The following is a 14,851-nucleotide window of genomic DNA, read 5'->3' on the forward strand; positions in this document are numbered from 1 at the left end:
AGGTTAATTATGGCCGAGATTGAAATTGAAATAGATGGAAAAAAGCTGACTGCAGAGCCGAATCAAACTGTGATTCAAGTGGCTGATGCGGCAGGAATTTATATTCCACGTTTTTGCTACCATCATTTGCTATCAATTCCAGCCAATTGCCGAATGTGCTTAGTAGAAATCGAAAAAGCACCCAAAGCACTACCAGCTTGTGCAACGCCTGTCATGCCAGGTATGAAAGTATTTACCAAATCTGCTAAAACTATTGCTGCCCAACGCGCTGTAATGGAATTTCTATTGATTAACCACCCGCTTGATTGTCCCATTTGCGATCAAGGGGGAGAGTGTGAGTTACAAGATTTATCGATGGGCTATGGTGCATCCTGGTCTCACTATGATGAAAAAAAACGTGCTGTTGCCGATCAAAATATTGGCCCACTAGTTGAGACAGAAATGACACGCTGCATATATTGCACTCGTTGCGTTCGTTTCGGCGATGAAATTGCGGGATTAAGAGAACTTGGTGTTATTGGGCGCGGTGAATTTAGTGAAATCAGTACCTACATCAAACACGCCATCCACTCCGAAGTATCCGGCAACATTATTGATCTTTGCCCCGTGGGTGCACTGACCTCTAAACCATTTCGCTACACTGCACGTCCTTGGGAGTTGGATCAAGCGCCAGGTATCAGTCCACATGATTGCACCGGATCAAATATTAATATTCATACCCGGTATGGTTCGGTTATGCGTGTCGTTTCACGGGATAACATGCAAATCAATGAAATCTGGGCTGCCGATCGGGATCGCTTTAGTTATACCGGTTTGTATCATGCTGACCGTTTACAAGAACCCATGGCGAAAATTAATGGCATTTGGCAAGCAGTAGATTGGGAACAAGCACTGTATCTTGCGGCAAAAAGTATTCGGCAAATGGCTTTGCAATCCGAATCGATTGGTGCACTTGCATCCCCCAGCTCTACCGTAGAAGAATTTTACTTATTACAAAAATTGACCCGCGCTTTGGGAAGCAACAACATTGATCATCGTTTGCGAGAAATAGATACCGCCGATCAGATTTCCTTGGCCCGTTTTCCTGGCTTAACCCTTTCGTTCGATGAACTTGAATCTTGTGATGCAATTTTACTCATTGGTTCTAACATTCAAAAAGAGCAACCGATTGTGGGTCTTCGGGTTCGCAAAGCTTCTCTAAAAGGTGCGAGTATTTTTGCCATTAACCCCGTTGATTATGCTTTTAACTTTGCCCTCACCGGTAAGCAAATTGTTGCGCCGCAAGACACTATTGATGTTTTGGTGCAACTGATTAATGACTTACAGTCTGGTGCAACCCAGGCGAACGAAAAGTCCATTGCGCAAAATTTAAAATCAAAAAAGAAAATATGCATCTTATTAGGGGCTCTTTCGCTACATCACCCTGAAGCTGCAACCATCCGTGCTCATGCCCAACAACTTGCTGAATTAACCGGTGCGACGTTAGGCACCATGACAACCGGTTCAAACAGTGCCGGCGGTTGGTTGGCGGGCGCCATTCCGCATCGCACGCCGAAACAAAAACTAGATCAACCAGGGCTATCTGCCTATCAAATGCTTGAAAAAGCGTTGCCTTGTTATATCTTGATGAATGTCGAGCCTTCCCTAGATTGTGCTAATTCAACGCTTGCGAATCAGGCGTTAATGCAAGCCCAGTGTGTTGTTGCTTTATCTATTTATCAAAATCCAAGGTTGCAGCAATATGCCTCGGTTATTTTACCCATGACACCCTTTACAGAAACAGGTGGTACGTATGTTAACGTAACAGGCGTCTGGCAGAACTTTAAAGGTGTCGCAAAACCACTAGGGGAGGCACGCCCCGCTTGGAAAATTCTTCGTGCGCTTGCGAATTTCCTTGAACTTGATGAGTTTCAATATGAAAGCGTCGAAGAAGTGCGTCATGAAGTTTTGAATCACGTTGAGCATGCCACTTTCTTGCCTTCTAAATTGCCCACTAAAATGCAAGGACAAGCAAAGAATAAAGCAACATTAATGCGCATTGGCGAAATACCTTTATATGCAATTGACTCGATTGTAAGACGTGCCGAACCTTTGCAAGAAGCGCAACAAATCATGCTCGGTGATCTCGCTTGCATTCGGCTTCATCCTGAAACCGCGCAAGCCTTGGAATGCAACATGTATGATCAAGTCCAGGTCCGTCAAGATAATGAAACAGTAACGTTACCTCTCGTTATTGATGACCGCATTGCTCGTAACGCGGCCTTGGTATATGGCGGCATTCCTGAGACCAGTGCATTGGGAAATTTGTTTGGCGAAATTGAAGTTTTTAAAAGTTAAATTGTTACCTATATGTAACACCATTGAGGTTAGTCGATGTTAGCAAGTTTTTATATAATTGCCCTGATCCTTATTAAAATTATTGCGATAGTGCTCGCACTCGTTGTTGTAGTTCTTTATCTCACTTATTTTGAGCGTAAAGTCATTGGCTATATGCATGTGCGTATTGGGCCGAATCGCGTTGGACCACGTGGGTTGTTACAACCGTTTGCAGATACTCTTAAACTCTTAAGCAAAGAAATTATTATTCCCACCCCTTCAAACCGTTTTCTTTTTATCTTGGCACCTATTTTAAGTTTTGGGGTGTCGCTTTTAGGTTGGGCTGTTATCCCTTTTGATGAAGGGGTGGTGCTTGCTAACGTCAACGCCGGTCTTCTTTATACTTTCGCTATATCGTCTGCGGGGGTGTACGGTATTATGATCGCCGGCTGGGCGTCGAATTCAAAATATGCCATGTTTGGTGCCTTGCGTGCTGCCGCACAAACGATCTCCTATGAAATTTCGATGGGCTTTGCACTGATTGGCGTCATGATGGCCGCGGGTTCCTTAAATTTTCAAGCCATAGTGAATGCGCAATCAGGTGGAATGTGGCATTGGTACTGGTTACCGCTCTTTCCTTTATTTATTGTCTATTGGATTTCAGGTGTTGCAGAAACGAATCGCGTGCCTTTTGATGTGGCCGAAAGTGAATCGGAATTAGTCGCAGGTTTTCATGTTGAATATTCAGGCGTGACATTTGCCTTATTTTTCTTTGCCGAATACGTCAATATGACAATGATTTCAACGCTCATCTCTCTACTTTTTTTAGGCGGATGGTTATCTCCTTTCCAAGGGATTCCTTATTTAGAAAGTTGGACGGCCTTTATTCCGGGCGTCATCTGGTTGCTCCTTAAAATTAGTTTCTTTTTATATTGTTACTTATGGTTTAGAGCAACATTTCCCCGCTATCGATATGACCAAATTATGCGGTTAGGTTGGAAAGTTTTTATTCCCCTTACCTTAGTCTGGGTTGTTGTAGTTGCTTTAGCAGTACAATTTCATCTCTATCCATGGTTTGCTTAAACGAGATAAAAAATATGTGGCGAGACATTACTCAATTTGTAAAAGGTTTTGCGTTATGGGACTTGCTAAGCGGTATGCGCGTCACAGGAAAATATTTTTGGCGTAAAAAAATTACTATTCAATATCCAGAAGAAAAAACGCCCACTTCCCCGCGGTTTCGGGGATTGCATGCCCTGCGGCGTTATCCAAATGGTGAAGAACGATGTATTGCCTGCAAATTATGCGAGGCAGTTTGTCCTGCGCTTGCGATTACGATTGAAGCAGCCCCGCGTCCCGATGGGCAACGACGCACCACGCTTTATGAAATAGATTTATTTAAATGTATTTATTGTGGCTTGTGTGAAGAATCTTGCCCCGTTGATTCAATCGTTTTAACCAATATGGCGGATTACCATATTGAAGGTCGTGGTGAAAATATTATGACTAAAGATAAGTTATTAGCAATGGGCGAAAAATTCGAACGTCAAATTGCAGAAGATCGTGCTGCCGATAGAGATTATCGCTAGCCAAATGTACCAACTGATTAGGATAAGTAGGAATGAGTGAGTTTTTGACACCTTTACATATTATATTTTACTGCTTTGCAACCTTAGCTTGTGGCGCAGGTGTCGTGGTTATCTCTGCTAAAAACCCTGTGCATTCTGTACTTTCACTCGTCGTTGCCTTTTTTGCCATGGCTGGTATTTGGATGATGTTACATGCGGAATTTTTAGCACTCATTCTTATTCTTGTCTATGTCGGTGCAGTGATGACGCTATTTTTATTCGTTGTCATGATGTTGAATATTGATTTTGAAAGTAAGCGAGTAGGGTTGATGCGGTACTTACCGGTTGCCGCCATGCTTGCGGTCGTGATGACAGGGCTTATCATTTTAGCAATTGGTCCTAACTATTTTGGCACAAATCAAATGCCTTTACCCGCAGCTTACCCTGCTAATTACAGCAACATTAAAGCATTAGGTGAAGTACTCTACACCATTTATGCCTATCCTTTTGAAATCGCCGGGGTTTTATTACTTACTGCAATTATTGCAGCCATTACCCTCACGTATCGGGGTCCACGTCGCCGTCGCGTTCAACAGGTTTCTGAACAATTACTGGCGAGACCGGAAAATCGATTGCGAATAATCAAGATGCCAGGTGAGAACACTGAAAAAAAAATCCCCCCATTACCAGAGGGTTAAGTTTCAAATTGGAGTAAAAATGTTGTTATGCCATCATTAACTGAATTTTTAATTGTTGCAGCTTTATTATTTGGCTTAGGCATCGCCGGTGTTTTGCTTAATCGCAAAAACTTGATCGTAATGTTGATGTCGATTGAATTAATTTTATTAGCTGTAAACACGAACTTTGTTGCATTTTCTTATTTTCAAGGCAATGTCGTAGGCCAAGTATTTGTGTTTTTTGTGCTGACCGTCGCTGCTGCAGAAGCTGCAATTGGTTTAAGTATTTTAGTCGTTCTGTTTCGTCAACGCCGTTCTATCGACGTGCAAGAATTAGATGCATTAAAAGGTTAAACATTGTGTATAACACTCTAACATTACTAGTCATAGCTATGATTTTCTTACCCTTGCTGGCGGCGATTATTGCAGGTTTATGCGGGAAAAAAATTGGCGATAAATGGTCGCATCGTCTTTGTGTTACCGCCATTGGCGCTTCATTTGGCCTTGCGTGTTATCTATTTAAATTAGTTATCTTCGACAATCATCCTGCAGTTGATGAACCTCTTTATACTTGGGCAACTTCAGGCATGTTGCGTTTTGATGTTGCCTTCCTCATTGATCGTTTAAGTACGATCATGGCGATCATCGTACTTTTTGTTTCTTTGATGGTGCACATTTACACGATTGGTTACATGGCAGAAGATCCAGGATATACGCGTTTCTTTAGTTACGTATCTTTATTTACCTTTGCGATGTTGATGTTAGTTTTTGCTGATAATTTCTTATTATTGTTTTTTGGGTGGGAAGGAGTGGGACTCGTTTCTTATCTACTCATTGGCTTTTGGTTTAATCGCGAAGCTGCCGCTTTTGGTAGCTTAAAAGCTTTTCTCGTTAACCGTGTTGGCGATATTGGATTTTTACTCGGCACTGCTGCTGTGCTTATGGTGTTTGGTTCATTGTCTTATCACGAAGTCTTTCAACAAGTTCCTACTCTCACTTCAAAGACAATTGCTTTACTGCCGCAATGGCATGTTTCCGTTATTTCTTTCATTTGCATTTTGCTGTTCACAGGCGCGATGGCGAAATCGGCGCAAGTTCCTTTGCATGTCTGGTTGCCAGAATCGATGGAAGGTCCCACACCTATTTCTGCGCTCATTCACGCAGCAACCATGGTTACTGCCGGTATCTATATGGTGGCGCGTTTATCTCCTCTATTTGAATATTCAGAAATTACTTTGAGTTTGATTTTAGTGCTAGGCGGTGTGACGGCTTTTTTTATGGGTCTTGTTGCGCTGGTCCAACATGACATTAAGCGAGTTATTGCATATTCCACCATTTCTCAGCTGGGTTACATGGCTGTAGCGTTAGGTGCTTCGGCGTATGATGCGGCTATTTTTCATTTAATCACGCATGCGTTCTTTAAAGCTTTATTATTTTTAGCTGCAGGTTCGGTTATTCTCGCCTTACATCACGAACAAGATATGCGAAAAATGGGTGGGTTAGCTTCCTATCTTCCTATTACTTATCTCACCTTTATGATTGGTGCGCTTGCGCTCTCAGCTATTCCACCTTTTTCAGGTTTTTTCTCCAAAGATATCATTATTGAAGCTGTGGGATTATCCACCTTGCCTGGCGCAAGTTTTGCTTATCTTTGCGTGGAAGCTGGGGCTTTTATTACGCCCATTTATATTTTCCGAGCGCTATTTCTAACATTTCATACTGAAGAACACACAACCCCTGAAATTCGGAATCAAATTCACGAATCATCATGGGTTGTTTGGCTTCCTTTAGTTTTACTCGCGATTCCAAGCGTTATTGCGGGGCAAATTTTTATCGATCCCCTGTTATTTTCAAATATGAAGTGGTTAGGTAATTCTATCTTTGTTCTTCCAGAACATAATGTTATTGCTAAATTAGCCAATGATTATCACGGCGCAAAATTGATGGCGCTAGAAGCGGGTAAAACACTAACTTTTTGGCTAGCTTTGGCCGGCATTTTTGTGGCTTGGGTATTTACTGCTGGTTTTCCTTATTGGGGCGTTTCACTCAAGCGCCGCTTTTCCTGGATTTATTCTATTTTACAACAGAAGTATGGATTTGATGATTTCAATCAACTTATTTTAGTTCGAGGAACGCAAGGCATTGGCAATCTTTTTTATAATGTCAGTGACGTCAAATTTATTGATAACTTTGCAGTGAATGGATCTGGACGCGTTATTCGCTGGTTTGCCCAGGCTTCTAGACGGGTGCAAACGGGTTATCTCTATCATTATGCTTTAGCGATGGTGTTAGGCGTCATCGTTTTTCTTGTTGGCTATAGTTATCCTTGGCACCCAGCTTCAACACGTCAAACATTAGAAACTGCGGAGGCGACGGTGATACATCAACCTACTCAAACGCAGCCGGTATTACTTTAATAAAATTTTAAAAAGCTCGAGGGGTAAAAATGTTGGCACAATTTCCCATTTTAACAATACTCATTTGGCTGCCCTTAGTTGGAGCTTTTCTTTGCCTTTGCACAGGAAGTGATAAACATGCAAATACAGCGCGCACAATTGCGGTTGTTGTATCATTAGCAAGTTTACTTCTGTGTATACCGTTGTATCTAGGCTTTGATCCGGGTCGTTATGATATGCAATTTACCGAAGACCATTTATGGATTCGGGCGTATCAAATCCATTATGCGCTTGGTATCGATGGTATTTCGTTAATCATGGTTATCTTAACGAACTTCACAGGGTTACTGGTAGTTATTGCGGGCTGTCATACCATTAACATTCGCGTCTCTCAGTACATGGCAGCCTTTTTGACGATGCAAGCGATGATTGTCGGTGTATTTTGCGCGATGGATGCGATTTTATTTTATGTTTTCTGGGAAGGCATGTTAATTCCGATGTATTTGTCCATTGGTATGTGGGGAAGTTCGAACCGCTCCTATGCTTCAATTAAATTTTTCTTATTTACGTTTTTTGGCTCCTTACTCATGCTGGTTGCATTGGTTTATTTATACAATCTTACTGGCAGTTTTATGATTCAAAATTTTTACGGATTACCTTTAAGCTTAAAAACCCAAGAATGGTTATTTGTCGCATTCTTATTTGCCTTTGCAGTAAAAGTACCGATGTGGCCTGTCCACACTTGGCTACCGGATGCACACACTGAAGCGCCTGCGGGTGGCTCAGTGGTTTTAGCGGCATTAATGTTAAAGCTTGGCATTTATGGTTTTTTACGTTTATCCATGCCCATCACGCCGCTTGCTTGTGCAGAACTTGCTTGGGTCATGATCATCCTTTCATTAGTTGCTATTGTTTATATCGGTCTGGTTGCCATTGTGCAAACCGACATGAAAAAGCTGATTGCTTATTCTTCAATTGCTCATATGGGTTTTGCAACGCTTGGTTGTTTTATGGTGTATGACATCATTAGTCATACCCATACATTGCAAGATGCTTATATGAGTTTAGAAGGTGCGGTGATTCAAATGGTTGCCCATGCTTTTGGTTCTGGGGCAATGTTTTTAGGGATTGGTTTAATGGCGGATCGTTTTTATAACCATAGCCGTTTAATCAAAGATTACGGCGGTGTAGCGCATACTATGCCCTTATTTGCAGCTTTTTTTATGCTCTTTGCAATGTCAAATGTTGGACTTCCTGGCACAGCTGGTTTTGTGGGTGAGTTCATGGTCATTATGAGTGCTTTTCAAGCTCATTATTGGGTCGCAGGCATCGCTGCGCTTTCACTTGTCTTAAGCGCATCATATACCCTGTGGATGTATAAACGTGTTTTCTTTGGCCCCATTGCTAATTCATCTGTCGCAGGTTTTACCGATATCACGTGGACCGAAAAAATAAATTATATTTTATTAGGGGCCGGCGTTTTTTTTGTTGGACTTTATCCGCAACCGATTATTAATGTCATGCGCGTTACCATCGGACATTTATTATTGCAGAGTATTCCTTCAACTTTAGCAGCGAATAGTTTAATTAATTCTAATTTATATTTCGGGTAGAGGTTTGTGATGGATTTTTCGATGCCACAATTTTTAATTGCAATGCCTGAAATTTTCTTATTGTCGATGACGTGTGCGATTTTACTTATTGATGCATTTTTGCCGCCCCGTCTATCATATCTTACGTTTCTTTTTGTTGAGCTGACGCTCATTGCTGCAATTTTTATAACAATACCGCAATTTAAAAATTATCCCATTTCAATTGTGACTTTCAATGGTCATTATGTTGTGGATGAATTGGCGATTACGAGTAAATTATTTATTTATCTGTTTAGTCTTTTTTCGTTTATCTACGCACGCGATTACATTAAAACACGGGACATTCCCCAAAGTGAGTATTATTTATTAGGTTTACTTGCCGTGCTTGGCATGTCTGTCATGGTTTCCGCTTATAGTTTTTTAACCATTTTTTTAGGCTTAGAATTACTTTCAATTGCTTTATACGCCATGGTTGCAATACAAAAACATTCTAATTTAGCAACAGAAGCCGCAATGAAATATTTTGTTTTAGGCGCGCTTGCATCGGGTATGTTTTTGTACGGCATTTCTATTTTGTATGGTGTTACAGGCAGCATTGAAATGGATGGCGTGGCGAATGTATTAAAAAACAGTCAAAACACGGTGCCGATGCTTGGGCTTATATTCGTTTTAGCGGGATTGATGTTTAAATTTGGCGCCGTTCCCTTTCATATGTGGGTTCCCGATGTGTATCAAGGAGCGGGGACGCCCACAACACTTTTTATTGCGAGTGCGCCTAAAGTTGCAGCCTTTGCTATTACTCTCAGAATTCTTGTGCAAGCGATGCCCGCCATGCAAGTCAATTGGGAACACCTGTTAATTATTGTCGCTGTATTGTCTATGTTTTTTGGTAATGTGTTGGCGATTGTCCAATCTAATTTCAAACGTATGTTAGCTTATTCTTCCATTGCGCATATTGGGTATACATTACTCGGTATTATTGCTGGACCCAATTCAACGCAAGGTTATTCGGCAGCCATGTTTTATATTTTTACTTATGTCTTAGTAGCAGCTGGGGCTTTTGCCATCATCACAGTGATGAGCCAGAAAGGCGTGGATTTAGATCAGCTGGATGAGTATAGAGGATTAAACGCCCGAAACCCTTGGCTTGCTTTCCTCATGTTGCTCCTCTTATTTTCAATGGCAGGTGTACCGCCGACGGTTGGTTTTTTTGCGAAGCTTGGTTTGATCGAATCATTGGTGGAAGCGAATTTAGTGTGGCTAGCTGTCCTTGCGCTCATTTTTGCGCTTATCGGTGCTTATTATTATTTACGCGTCGTCATGCTTATGTATTTTGAAGAGCCAAAAGAAGGCAATCAAGCCCTGCCAGTTTTTGTGCCCCGTGACATGCAGATTGCTCTCAGTATTAATGGCTTCGCTGCTTTAGCACTCGGACTATTTCCCAGCTTCTTAATTGATTTATGTCGAATTTCAGTCGGTTAAGCTTAGGTAATCGGATCAAATTGCCGCATACGTTCAATTAAGTTTTCAATGGCGCGCTGCAACTCGTCACTAATGGGGTGCAAATTGGGAGCAATTTTAACTTCTTGTTGGAGCTGATAAGCTAAAAAGTCAATAACATTGCCCTTTTTCATTGTTGCATCCTGGTTTAAACTACTGGCATGTATACCCTAATAGAAATAACAGGCTGATTCTATCAGTTAAAGTTAACCGGGCCCGAAAGAAATAATCTATTTAAGAGTGAGTATTAGCTCAGCTTTTTACCCCTATTAATTAATACGAGATGCAGCCATGCAGCTTTCTGACTTCCATTTTGATTTACCTAAGCATCTTATTGCAAAATATCCCTTACCCCAACGGAGTCAGAGCAGATTGATGGTTTTGAAGGAACAATCCATCCAGCATCAACATTTCGTAGCCATGCTTGATTTGGTCAATGAGGGTGATTTAATCGTGTTCAATAACACGAAAGTGATTCCAGCTCGCCTCTTTGGAAAGAAAGTTACCGGGGGTAAGGTTGAAATATTGGTGGAGAGAATTTTAGATGATCAATGTTTTACGGCGCAAGTTCGTTCAAGCAAACCTACACGTTTAGGGGATAGATTGTTATTTGATCAAGGTGTCACTTTCCGAATTCTTGATAAGAAGGAGCAATTTTATACCCTCAAATATGAAGCGAGGGACAAAAACATTTTTTCCATTATTGATGCTCTAGGTGAAATTCCTTTACCACCGTATATGGAACGTCGTCCTGATGAGAATGATCTTGAACGCTATCAGACTGTCTATGCCGCAGACAAAGGTTCCATTGCAGCTCCAACTGCAGGATTACATTTTGATGAAGCTTTGTTGGCTAAGCTTCGCCAAAAAAATATTCGTTTAGGGATGTTAACTTTACACATCGGTGCTGGGACTTTTTTACCGGTTCGGGTTGAAGATGTCACTTCCCACCGTATGCATGCTGAATATGTAATGGTTAGTGAGGAACTTTGCGAGGCTATCCGCGACACTAAAAGAAAAGGTAAAAGAGTTATTGCTGTAGGCACAACCGCAATGCGAGCTTTGGAAGCAGCTTCAGCAACCGGCAGTATCAAACCTTATCATCAAGATACCACCATTTTTATTTATCCCGGCTATGAATTTCAATGTGTCGATGCGCTGATAACTAATTTACATCTACCGAGTTCAACCTTACTCATGCTGGTTTGCGCTTTTGCGGGTTATGACTATGTTATGCAAGCTTATCGTGAAGCTGTTCTACAAGAATACCGATTTTACAGTTATGGCGATGCAATGTGGGTAAATAAGGCTACTTTAAATTCACAAGCTTTGACCCCAACAAAAAACAGCTTATAATCGGGACCTTTAATTGTCCCAATAAGGTCGTCAACATCATGGATCAGCTGCTGACATTTTTTATATCAAATGCTTATGCTCAATCGGCAGGAGAACCAGCACCGCAGGGTAGTGGTTATTCCTTAGTTATCATGCTTGTTGTGTTTGTTTTGCTAATTTATTTCACTATCTGGCGTCCGCAAAATAGACGCGCTAAAGAACAACAAAGTGTACTTAACTCACTTGCCAAAGGCGACGAAGTCATGACAGCGGGCGGTGTTTTGGGGCGTATTAGCAAAATTACTGACCAATACATTGTTTTATCCGTGGGTAACAATGTTGAAATGATGCTGCAAAAATCGGCAGTCGTAAGCGTGCTACCCAAAGGTACCATCAAATCTTTGGAGTAAAAATTTCATATTGATTGCACGCGTTACTTTATTCAAGTAAGCGTGCAATTTCTGATTTTCGATAATTAATCTAGCGAAGTTTTAGAGGAAGTAGGTAAACGCATGGCCGGACCAATTAATCGCTATCCCTTATGGAAATATATTCTTGTAGTTGTTGTGATCATCGCTGCTTTCTTTTATGCCGCCCCCAATCTTTATCCAGAGTATCCCGCAGTGCAAATTATGGCTGGTGGCCCTAACGCATCGATTGATGCGACAACGATGAATGTTGCAAAACTGGCGCTAGAGCAAGCCAAAATTCCTTTTACCTTAGAGACAGAAGAAGCTCAAAATACGTTGCTTTTTCGATTTACATCAACCGATGTGCAGCTTCGCGCTAAAGAAGTTTTGCAAAAAGCGCTCGGTGAAAATTATTTAGTCGCGCTTAACTTAGCCAGTAGTACGCCACCTTTCCTCACCCACATAGGCGCATTACCCATGAAGTTAGGTCTTGATTTGCGCGGTGGCGTACATTTTTTACTACAAGTTGATGTGGATTCTGTGTTACAGCAGCGCATTGAAGGTGATATGCGGGGTATTGGTCAAGCGCTACGAGAACAGCGTATTCGTTACAGTGGACTGAAGCGAAAAGCGAGTGATCAAATCGCCATCCAATTTCGTACGGAAGAAGCGCGTAATGAAGCTGTATCTTTTGTAGGACGTCGCTACAATGAATTTGCTTGGGAAAAGCAAAATGGGGGTGGCGAATTCTGGTTAGAAGGAAAGCTTTCTCCAGCTGCAATCTTCCAGGCAAAACAAGAGACATTAGACCAAGCTATGAATACTCTTCGTAATCGTGTTAATGAATTAGGGGTGAGTGAAGCGATTGTGCAGCAACAAGGTGAAAGTCGTGTTTCAGTGGATTTACCCGGCATCCAAGACACTGCGGAAGCTAAAAATATTTTAGGTAAAACGGCAACATTAGAATTTCGTTTGGTTGATTTTGAAAATGGTTCTATAGGTGAAAGTGCAGGCACGGACTCCCGTCTCTATACTTATCACGACCAACCTATCCTTCTCAAAAATCAAATTATTTTACGTGGCTCTTCTATTGTTACAGCAACATCTGGATTTGGAGAGGATGGACGCGCCAATGTACAAGTTCGATTAAGTGGTGCAGGGGAGAGTTTATTTACTAAAACCACAGCTGAAAATGTGGGTAAATCAATGGCTGTGGTTTATGTTGAAGTCAAATCAATTCCTAAAATTGAAAATAATAAACGAACCATTACTTATCAAACTGAACGTCGTATTATCAGTGTGGCAACGATTCAAAGTGCATTGGGCAGCAACTTCCAAATCACAGGATTGGTTGGGCAAAATGAAGCTCGCAATCTTGCGCTTTTGTTAAGAGCGGGTGCACTTCCTGCCCCTGTTACCATTATTGAAGAGAGACAAGTAGGCCCAAGTTTAGGTCAACAAAATATTAAGATGGGCGTTATGTCTGTGGTTGTCGGCATGGGCTTGGTTGTCATCTTCATGGGATTATATTACGGTTTACTGGGTATCATTGCTGACCTTGCACTTGTTATGAATTTAGTGTTAATCGTAGCCATTCTGTCACTATTAGGGGCAACTTTAACTTTGCCAGGCATCGCGGGGATCGTGCTTACTGTGGGGATGGCGGTTGATGCCAATGTATTAATCTTTGAACGAATTCGAGAAGAATTACGTCGGGGCATGGGCATTCAGGCAAGTATTCACGCAGGCTATGAACGAGCTTTCACCACCATTCTCGATGCTAATTTAACCACTTTAATCGTCATGATGATTTTATTTGGTCTTGGATCGGGCATGGTCAAGGGCATTGCAATCACGATTACGATTGGCTTAATCACTTCGATGTTCACCGCGATTACCGGCACCCGTGCAATTGTTAATTTAATTTACGGTGGTCGTCCAGTTAAACATATTTCAATTGGAATTTAAGCCATGGAATTTTTTAAGCACAACATGCAAATCGATTTTATGGCCCAGCGTAAGTGGGCGGCTCTACTTTCCGTCGCATTGTTTATATTCTCCATTCTTTCGTTGGGTATGAATGGATTAAATTGGGGCTTAGATTTTACCGGAGGCACTCAAGTTCAAGTGAGTTATGAACAGGCAGCTAATTTGGATGATATTCATGAGCGCTTAGAAAAAGCTGGTTTTAAAGATGCAGTCATTGTGAGTTATGGCACTTCCAAAGATGTATTAATTAGCTTAGTACCCAAAGATGGTCAAAGTAGTAGTGATGAGAAAAACGTTTCGGCAGAAGCACGGGATCTTCTTGTAAATCAAGTATTGACTGCATTGCCAGATGCCAAGTTAGAACAAGTCAGTTACATCGGTCCACAAGTGGGCCAGGAAATGGTAACTAAAAGTATATTAGCAGTATTGACTGCTTTACTCGGCACGATGATTTACATTGCCTTTCGATTCGACTTCCGTTTCGCTATCGGGTCAACCGTTGCGTTGATCCATGATCCCATTCTAATTTTAGGCGTGTTTTCTTTCCTTCATGTTGAATTTAATTTAATTGCTTTAGCGGCTGTATTAACCGTCATTGGTTATTCTTTGAATGACACTATTGTTATTTTTGATCGTGTACGAGAAAACTTTAAAAAGTTGCGCAAAGCAGATGCAGTGGATGTCATGAATCAATCCATTAATCAAACGTTATCCCGTACTATCATGACTTCTTTAATCACCTTGACGGTCGTCTTTGCACTATTCTTTTTGGGCGGAAGCTTATTATACGGTTTCTCTCTTGCATTAATTATAGGCATTATCATCGGTACTTACTCCTCCATTTATGTTGCCGGGTCCTTAACATTATGGCTAGGGTTACACCGTCATCACTTAATTCCCCAGCCGAAAACAATAGACGAGCGTCCCTAACGAACTAAAAAAGAGCAATCATTGTCTTTTAAACAATCATAATGCTCGTAATAGTTTCTTCTTTCTTCATTTCGTTTGACAATCAAAACGGGATCGTTATACTTTTGCAAAAGTAAAACAATAATAACCAATAATAAT

The 14,851-nt window shown here is 41.4% G+C and carries 13 protein-coding genes; 12 read left to right on the plus strand and 1 reads right to left on the minus strand.

The genetic code is table 11. The features are described 5' to 3' along the window. Positions 1 to 9 precede the first annotated feature (9 nt). The 8 genes from H0W64_03715 to nuoN are packed head-to-tail and all read left to right on the plus strand — an operon-like array spanning position 10 to position 10,031. Complete coding sequence (locus H0W64_03715; GenBank protein MBA3660810.1) at positions 10 to 2,337, plus strand: NADH-quinone oxidoreductase subunit G; 2,328 nt, start codon at positions 10 to 12, stop codon at positions 2,335 to 2,337. Positions 2,338 to 2,373: 36 nt separating this feature from the next. Further along, entirely contained in the window at positions 2,374 to 3,399 is a 1,026-nt protein-coding gene (gene nuoH, locus H0W64_03720) for an NADH-quinone oxidoreductase subunit NuoH (GenBank protein ID MBA3660811.1), read from the plus strand. A 14-nt stretch (positions 3,400 to 3,413) separates the two neighbouring features. After that, positions 3,414 to 3,905 (plus strand): NADH-quinone oxidoreductase subunit NuoI, encoded by a 492-nt coding sequence (gene nuoI / locus H0W64_03725; protein ID MBA3660812.1) that lies wholly within the window; start codon positions 3,414 to 3,416, stop codon positions 3,903 to 3,905. 32 nt (positions 3,906 to 3,937) lie between these two features. Next, positions 3,938 to 4,582 (plus strand): NADH-quinone oxidoreductase subunit J, encoded by a 645-nt coding sequence (locus tag H0W64_03730; GenBank protein MBA3660813.1) that lies wholly within the window; start codon positions 3,938 to 3,940, stop codon positions 4,580 to 4,582. Between the two features lie 27 nt (positions 4,583 to 4,609). Continuing rightward, complete coding sequence (gene nuoK, locus H0W64_03735; GenBank protein ID MBA3660814.1) at positions 4,610 to 4,915, plus strand: NADH-quinone oxidoreductase subunit NuoK; 306 nt, start codon at positions 4,610 to 4,612, stop codon at positions 4,913 to 4,915. 38 nt (positions 4,916 to 4,953) lie between these two features. After that, complete coding sequence (nuoL, locus tag H0W64_03740) at positions 4,954 to 6,978, plus strand: NADH-quinone oxidoreductase subunit L (GenBank protein ID MBA3660815.1); 2,025 nt, start codon at positions 4,954 to 4,956, stop codon at positions 6,976 to 6,978. Positions 6,979 to 7,007: 29 nt separating this feature from the next. Continuing rightward, on the plus strand, positions 7,008 to 8,570 hold the full coding sequence (locus H0W64_03745) for an NADH-quinone oxidoreductase subunit M (GenBank protein ID MBA3660816.1): 1,563 nt from the start codon (positions 7,008 to 7,010) through the stop codon (positions 8,568 to 8,570). A 9-nt stretch (positions 8,571 to 8,579) separates the two neighbouring features. Beyond that, the gene (nuoN, locus tag H0W64_03750; protein ID MBA3660817.1) at positions 8,580 to 10,031 is read left to right on the plus strand and encodes an NADH-quinone oxidoreductase subunit NuoN; all 1,452 of its coding nucleotides are present in this window, start codon (positions 8,580 to 8,582) and stop codon (positions 10,029 to 10,031) included. A 2-nt stretch (positions 10,032 to 10,033) separates the two neighbouring features. On the opposite strand, the gene H0W64_03755 is transcribed toward nuoN, so the two are convergent. After that, positions 10,034 to 10,183: a hypothetical protein gene (locus tag H0W64_03755; protein ID MBA3660818.1), complete on the minus strand. Its 150-nt coding sequence runs from the start codon at positions 10,181 to 10,183 to the stop codon at positions 10,034 to 10,036. Between the two features lie 157 nt (positions 10,184 to 10,340). On the opposite strand from H0W64_03755, the gene queA reads away from it, so the two are divergent. The 4 genes from queA (at position 10,341) to secF (ending at position 14,713) form a co-directional block, all read left to right on the plus strand. Next, positions 10,341 to 11,405 (plus strand): tRNA preQ1(34) S-adenosylmethionine ribosyltransferase-isomerase QueA, encoded by a 1,065-nt coding sequence (gene queA / locus H0W64_03760; GenBank protein MBA3660819.1) that lies wholly within the window; start codon positions 10,341 to 10,343, stop codon positions 11,403 to 11,405. Positions 11,406 to 11,455: 50 nt separating this feature from the next. Further along, complete coding sequence (gene yajC, locus H0W64_03765) at positions 11,456 to 11,794, plus strand: preprotein translocase subunit YajC (GenBank protein MBA3660820.1); 339 nt, start codon at positions 11,456 to 11,458, stop codon at positions 11,792 to 11,794. A gap of 102 nt (positions 11,795 to 11,896) precedes the next feature. Beyond that, on the plus strand, positions 11,897 to 13,762 hold the full coding sequence (gene secD, locus H0W64_03770) for a protein translocase subunit SecD (GenBank protein ID MBA3660821.1): 1,866 nt from the start codon (positions 11,897 to 11,899) through the stop codon (positions 13,760 to 13,762). Positions 13,763 to 13,765: 3 nt separating this feature from the next. Continuing rightward, positions 13,766 to 14,713, plus strand: a complete 948-nt coding sequence (secF, locus tag H0W64_03775) for a protein translocase subunit SecF (protein ID MBA3660822.1) — start codon at positions 13,766 to 13,768, stop codon at positions 14,711 to 14,713. Positions 14,714 to 14,851 lie beyond the last annotated feature (138 nt).

This window comes from Gammaproteobacteria bacterium (genome assembly GCA_013816845.1).
Taxonomy (GTDB): Bacteria; Pseudomonadota; Gammaproteobacteria; order DSM-16500; family DSM-16500; genus Aquicella.

Excerpts from the sequence above, each read along its gene's own strand:
- H0W64_03755 (MBA3660818.1), bottom strand. The coding sequence starts at position 10,183 with ATGAAAAAGGGCAATGTTATTGACTTTTTAGCTTATCAGCTCCAACAA.
- queA (MBA3660819.1), top strand. The coding sequence starts at position 10,341 with ATGCAGCTTTCTGACTTCCATTTTGATTTACCTAAGCATCTTATTGCA.
- H0W64_03730 (MBA3660813.1), top strand. The coding sequence starts at position 3,938 with ATGAGTGAGTTTTTGACACCTTTACATATTATATTTTACTGCTTTGCA.
- nuoL (MBA3660815.1), top strand. The coding sequence starts at position 4,954 with ATGATTTTCTTACCCTTGCTGGCGGCGATTATTGCAGGTTTATGCGGG.
- secF (MBA3660822.1), top strand. The coding sequence starts at position 13,766 with ATGGAATTTTTTAAGCACAACATGCAAATCGATTTTATGGCCCAGCGT.
- secD (MBA3660821.1), top strand. The coding sequence starts at position 11,897 with ATGGCCGGACCAATTAATCGCTATCCCTTATGGAAATATATTCTTGTA.
- nuoI (MBA3660812.1), top strand. The coding sequence starts at position 3,414 with ATGTGGCGAGACATTACTCAATTTGTAAAAGGTTTTGCGTTATGGGAC.
- nuoK (MBA3660814.1), top strand. The coding sequence starts at position 4,610 with ATGCCATCATTAACTGAATTTTTAATTGTTGCAGCTTTATTATTTGGC.
- nuoH (MBA3660811.1), top strand. The coding sequence starts at position 2,374 with ATGTTAGCAAGTTTTTATATAATTGCCCTGATCCTTATTAAAATTATT.
- nuoN (MBA3660817.1), top strand. The coding sequence starts at position 8,580 with ATGGATTTTTCGATGCCACAATTTTTAATTGCAATGCCTGAAATTTTC.
- H0W64_03745 (MBA3660816.1), top strand. The coding sequence starts at position 7,008 with ATGTTGGCACAATTTCCCATTTTAACAATACTCATTTGGCTGCCCTTA.
- H0W64_03715 (MBA3660810.1), top strand. The coding sequence starts at position 10 with ATGGCCGAGATTGAAATTGAAATAGATGGAAAAAAGCTGACTGCAGAG.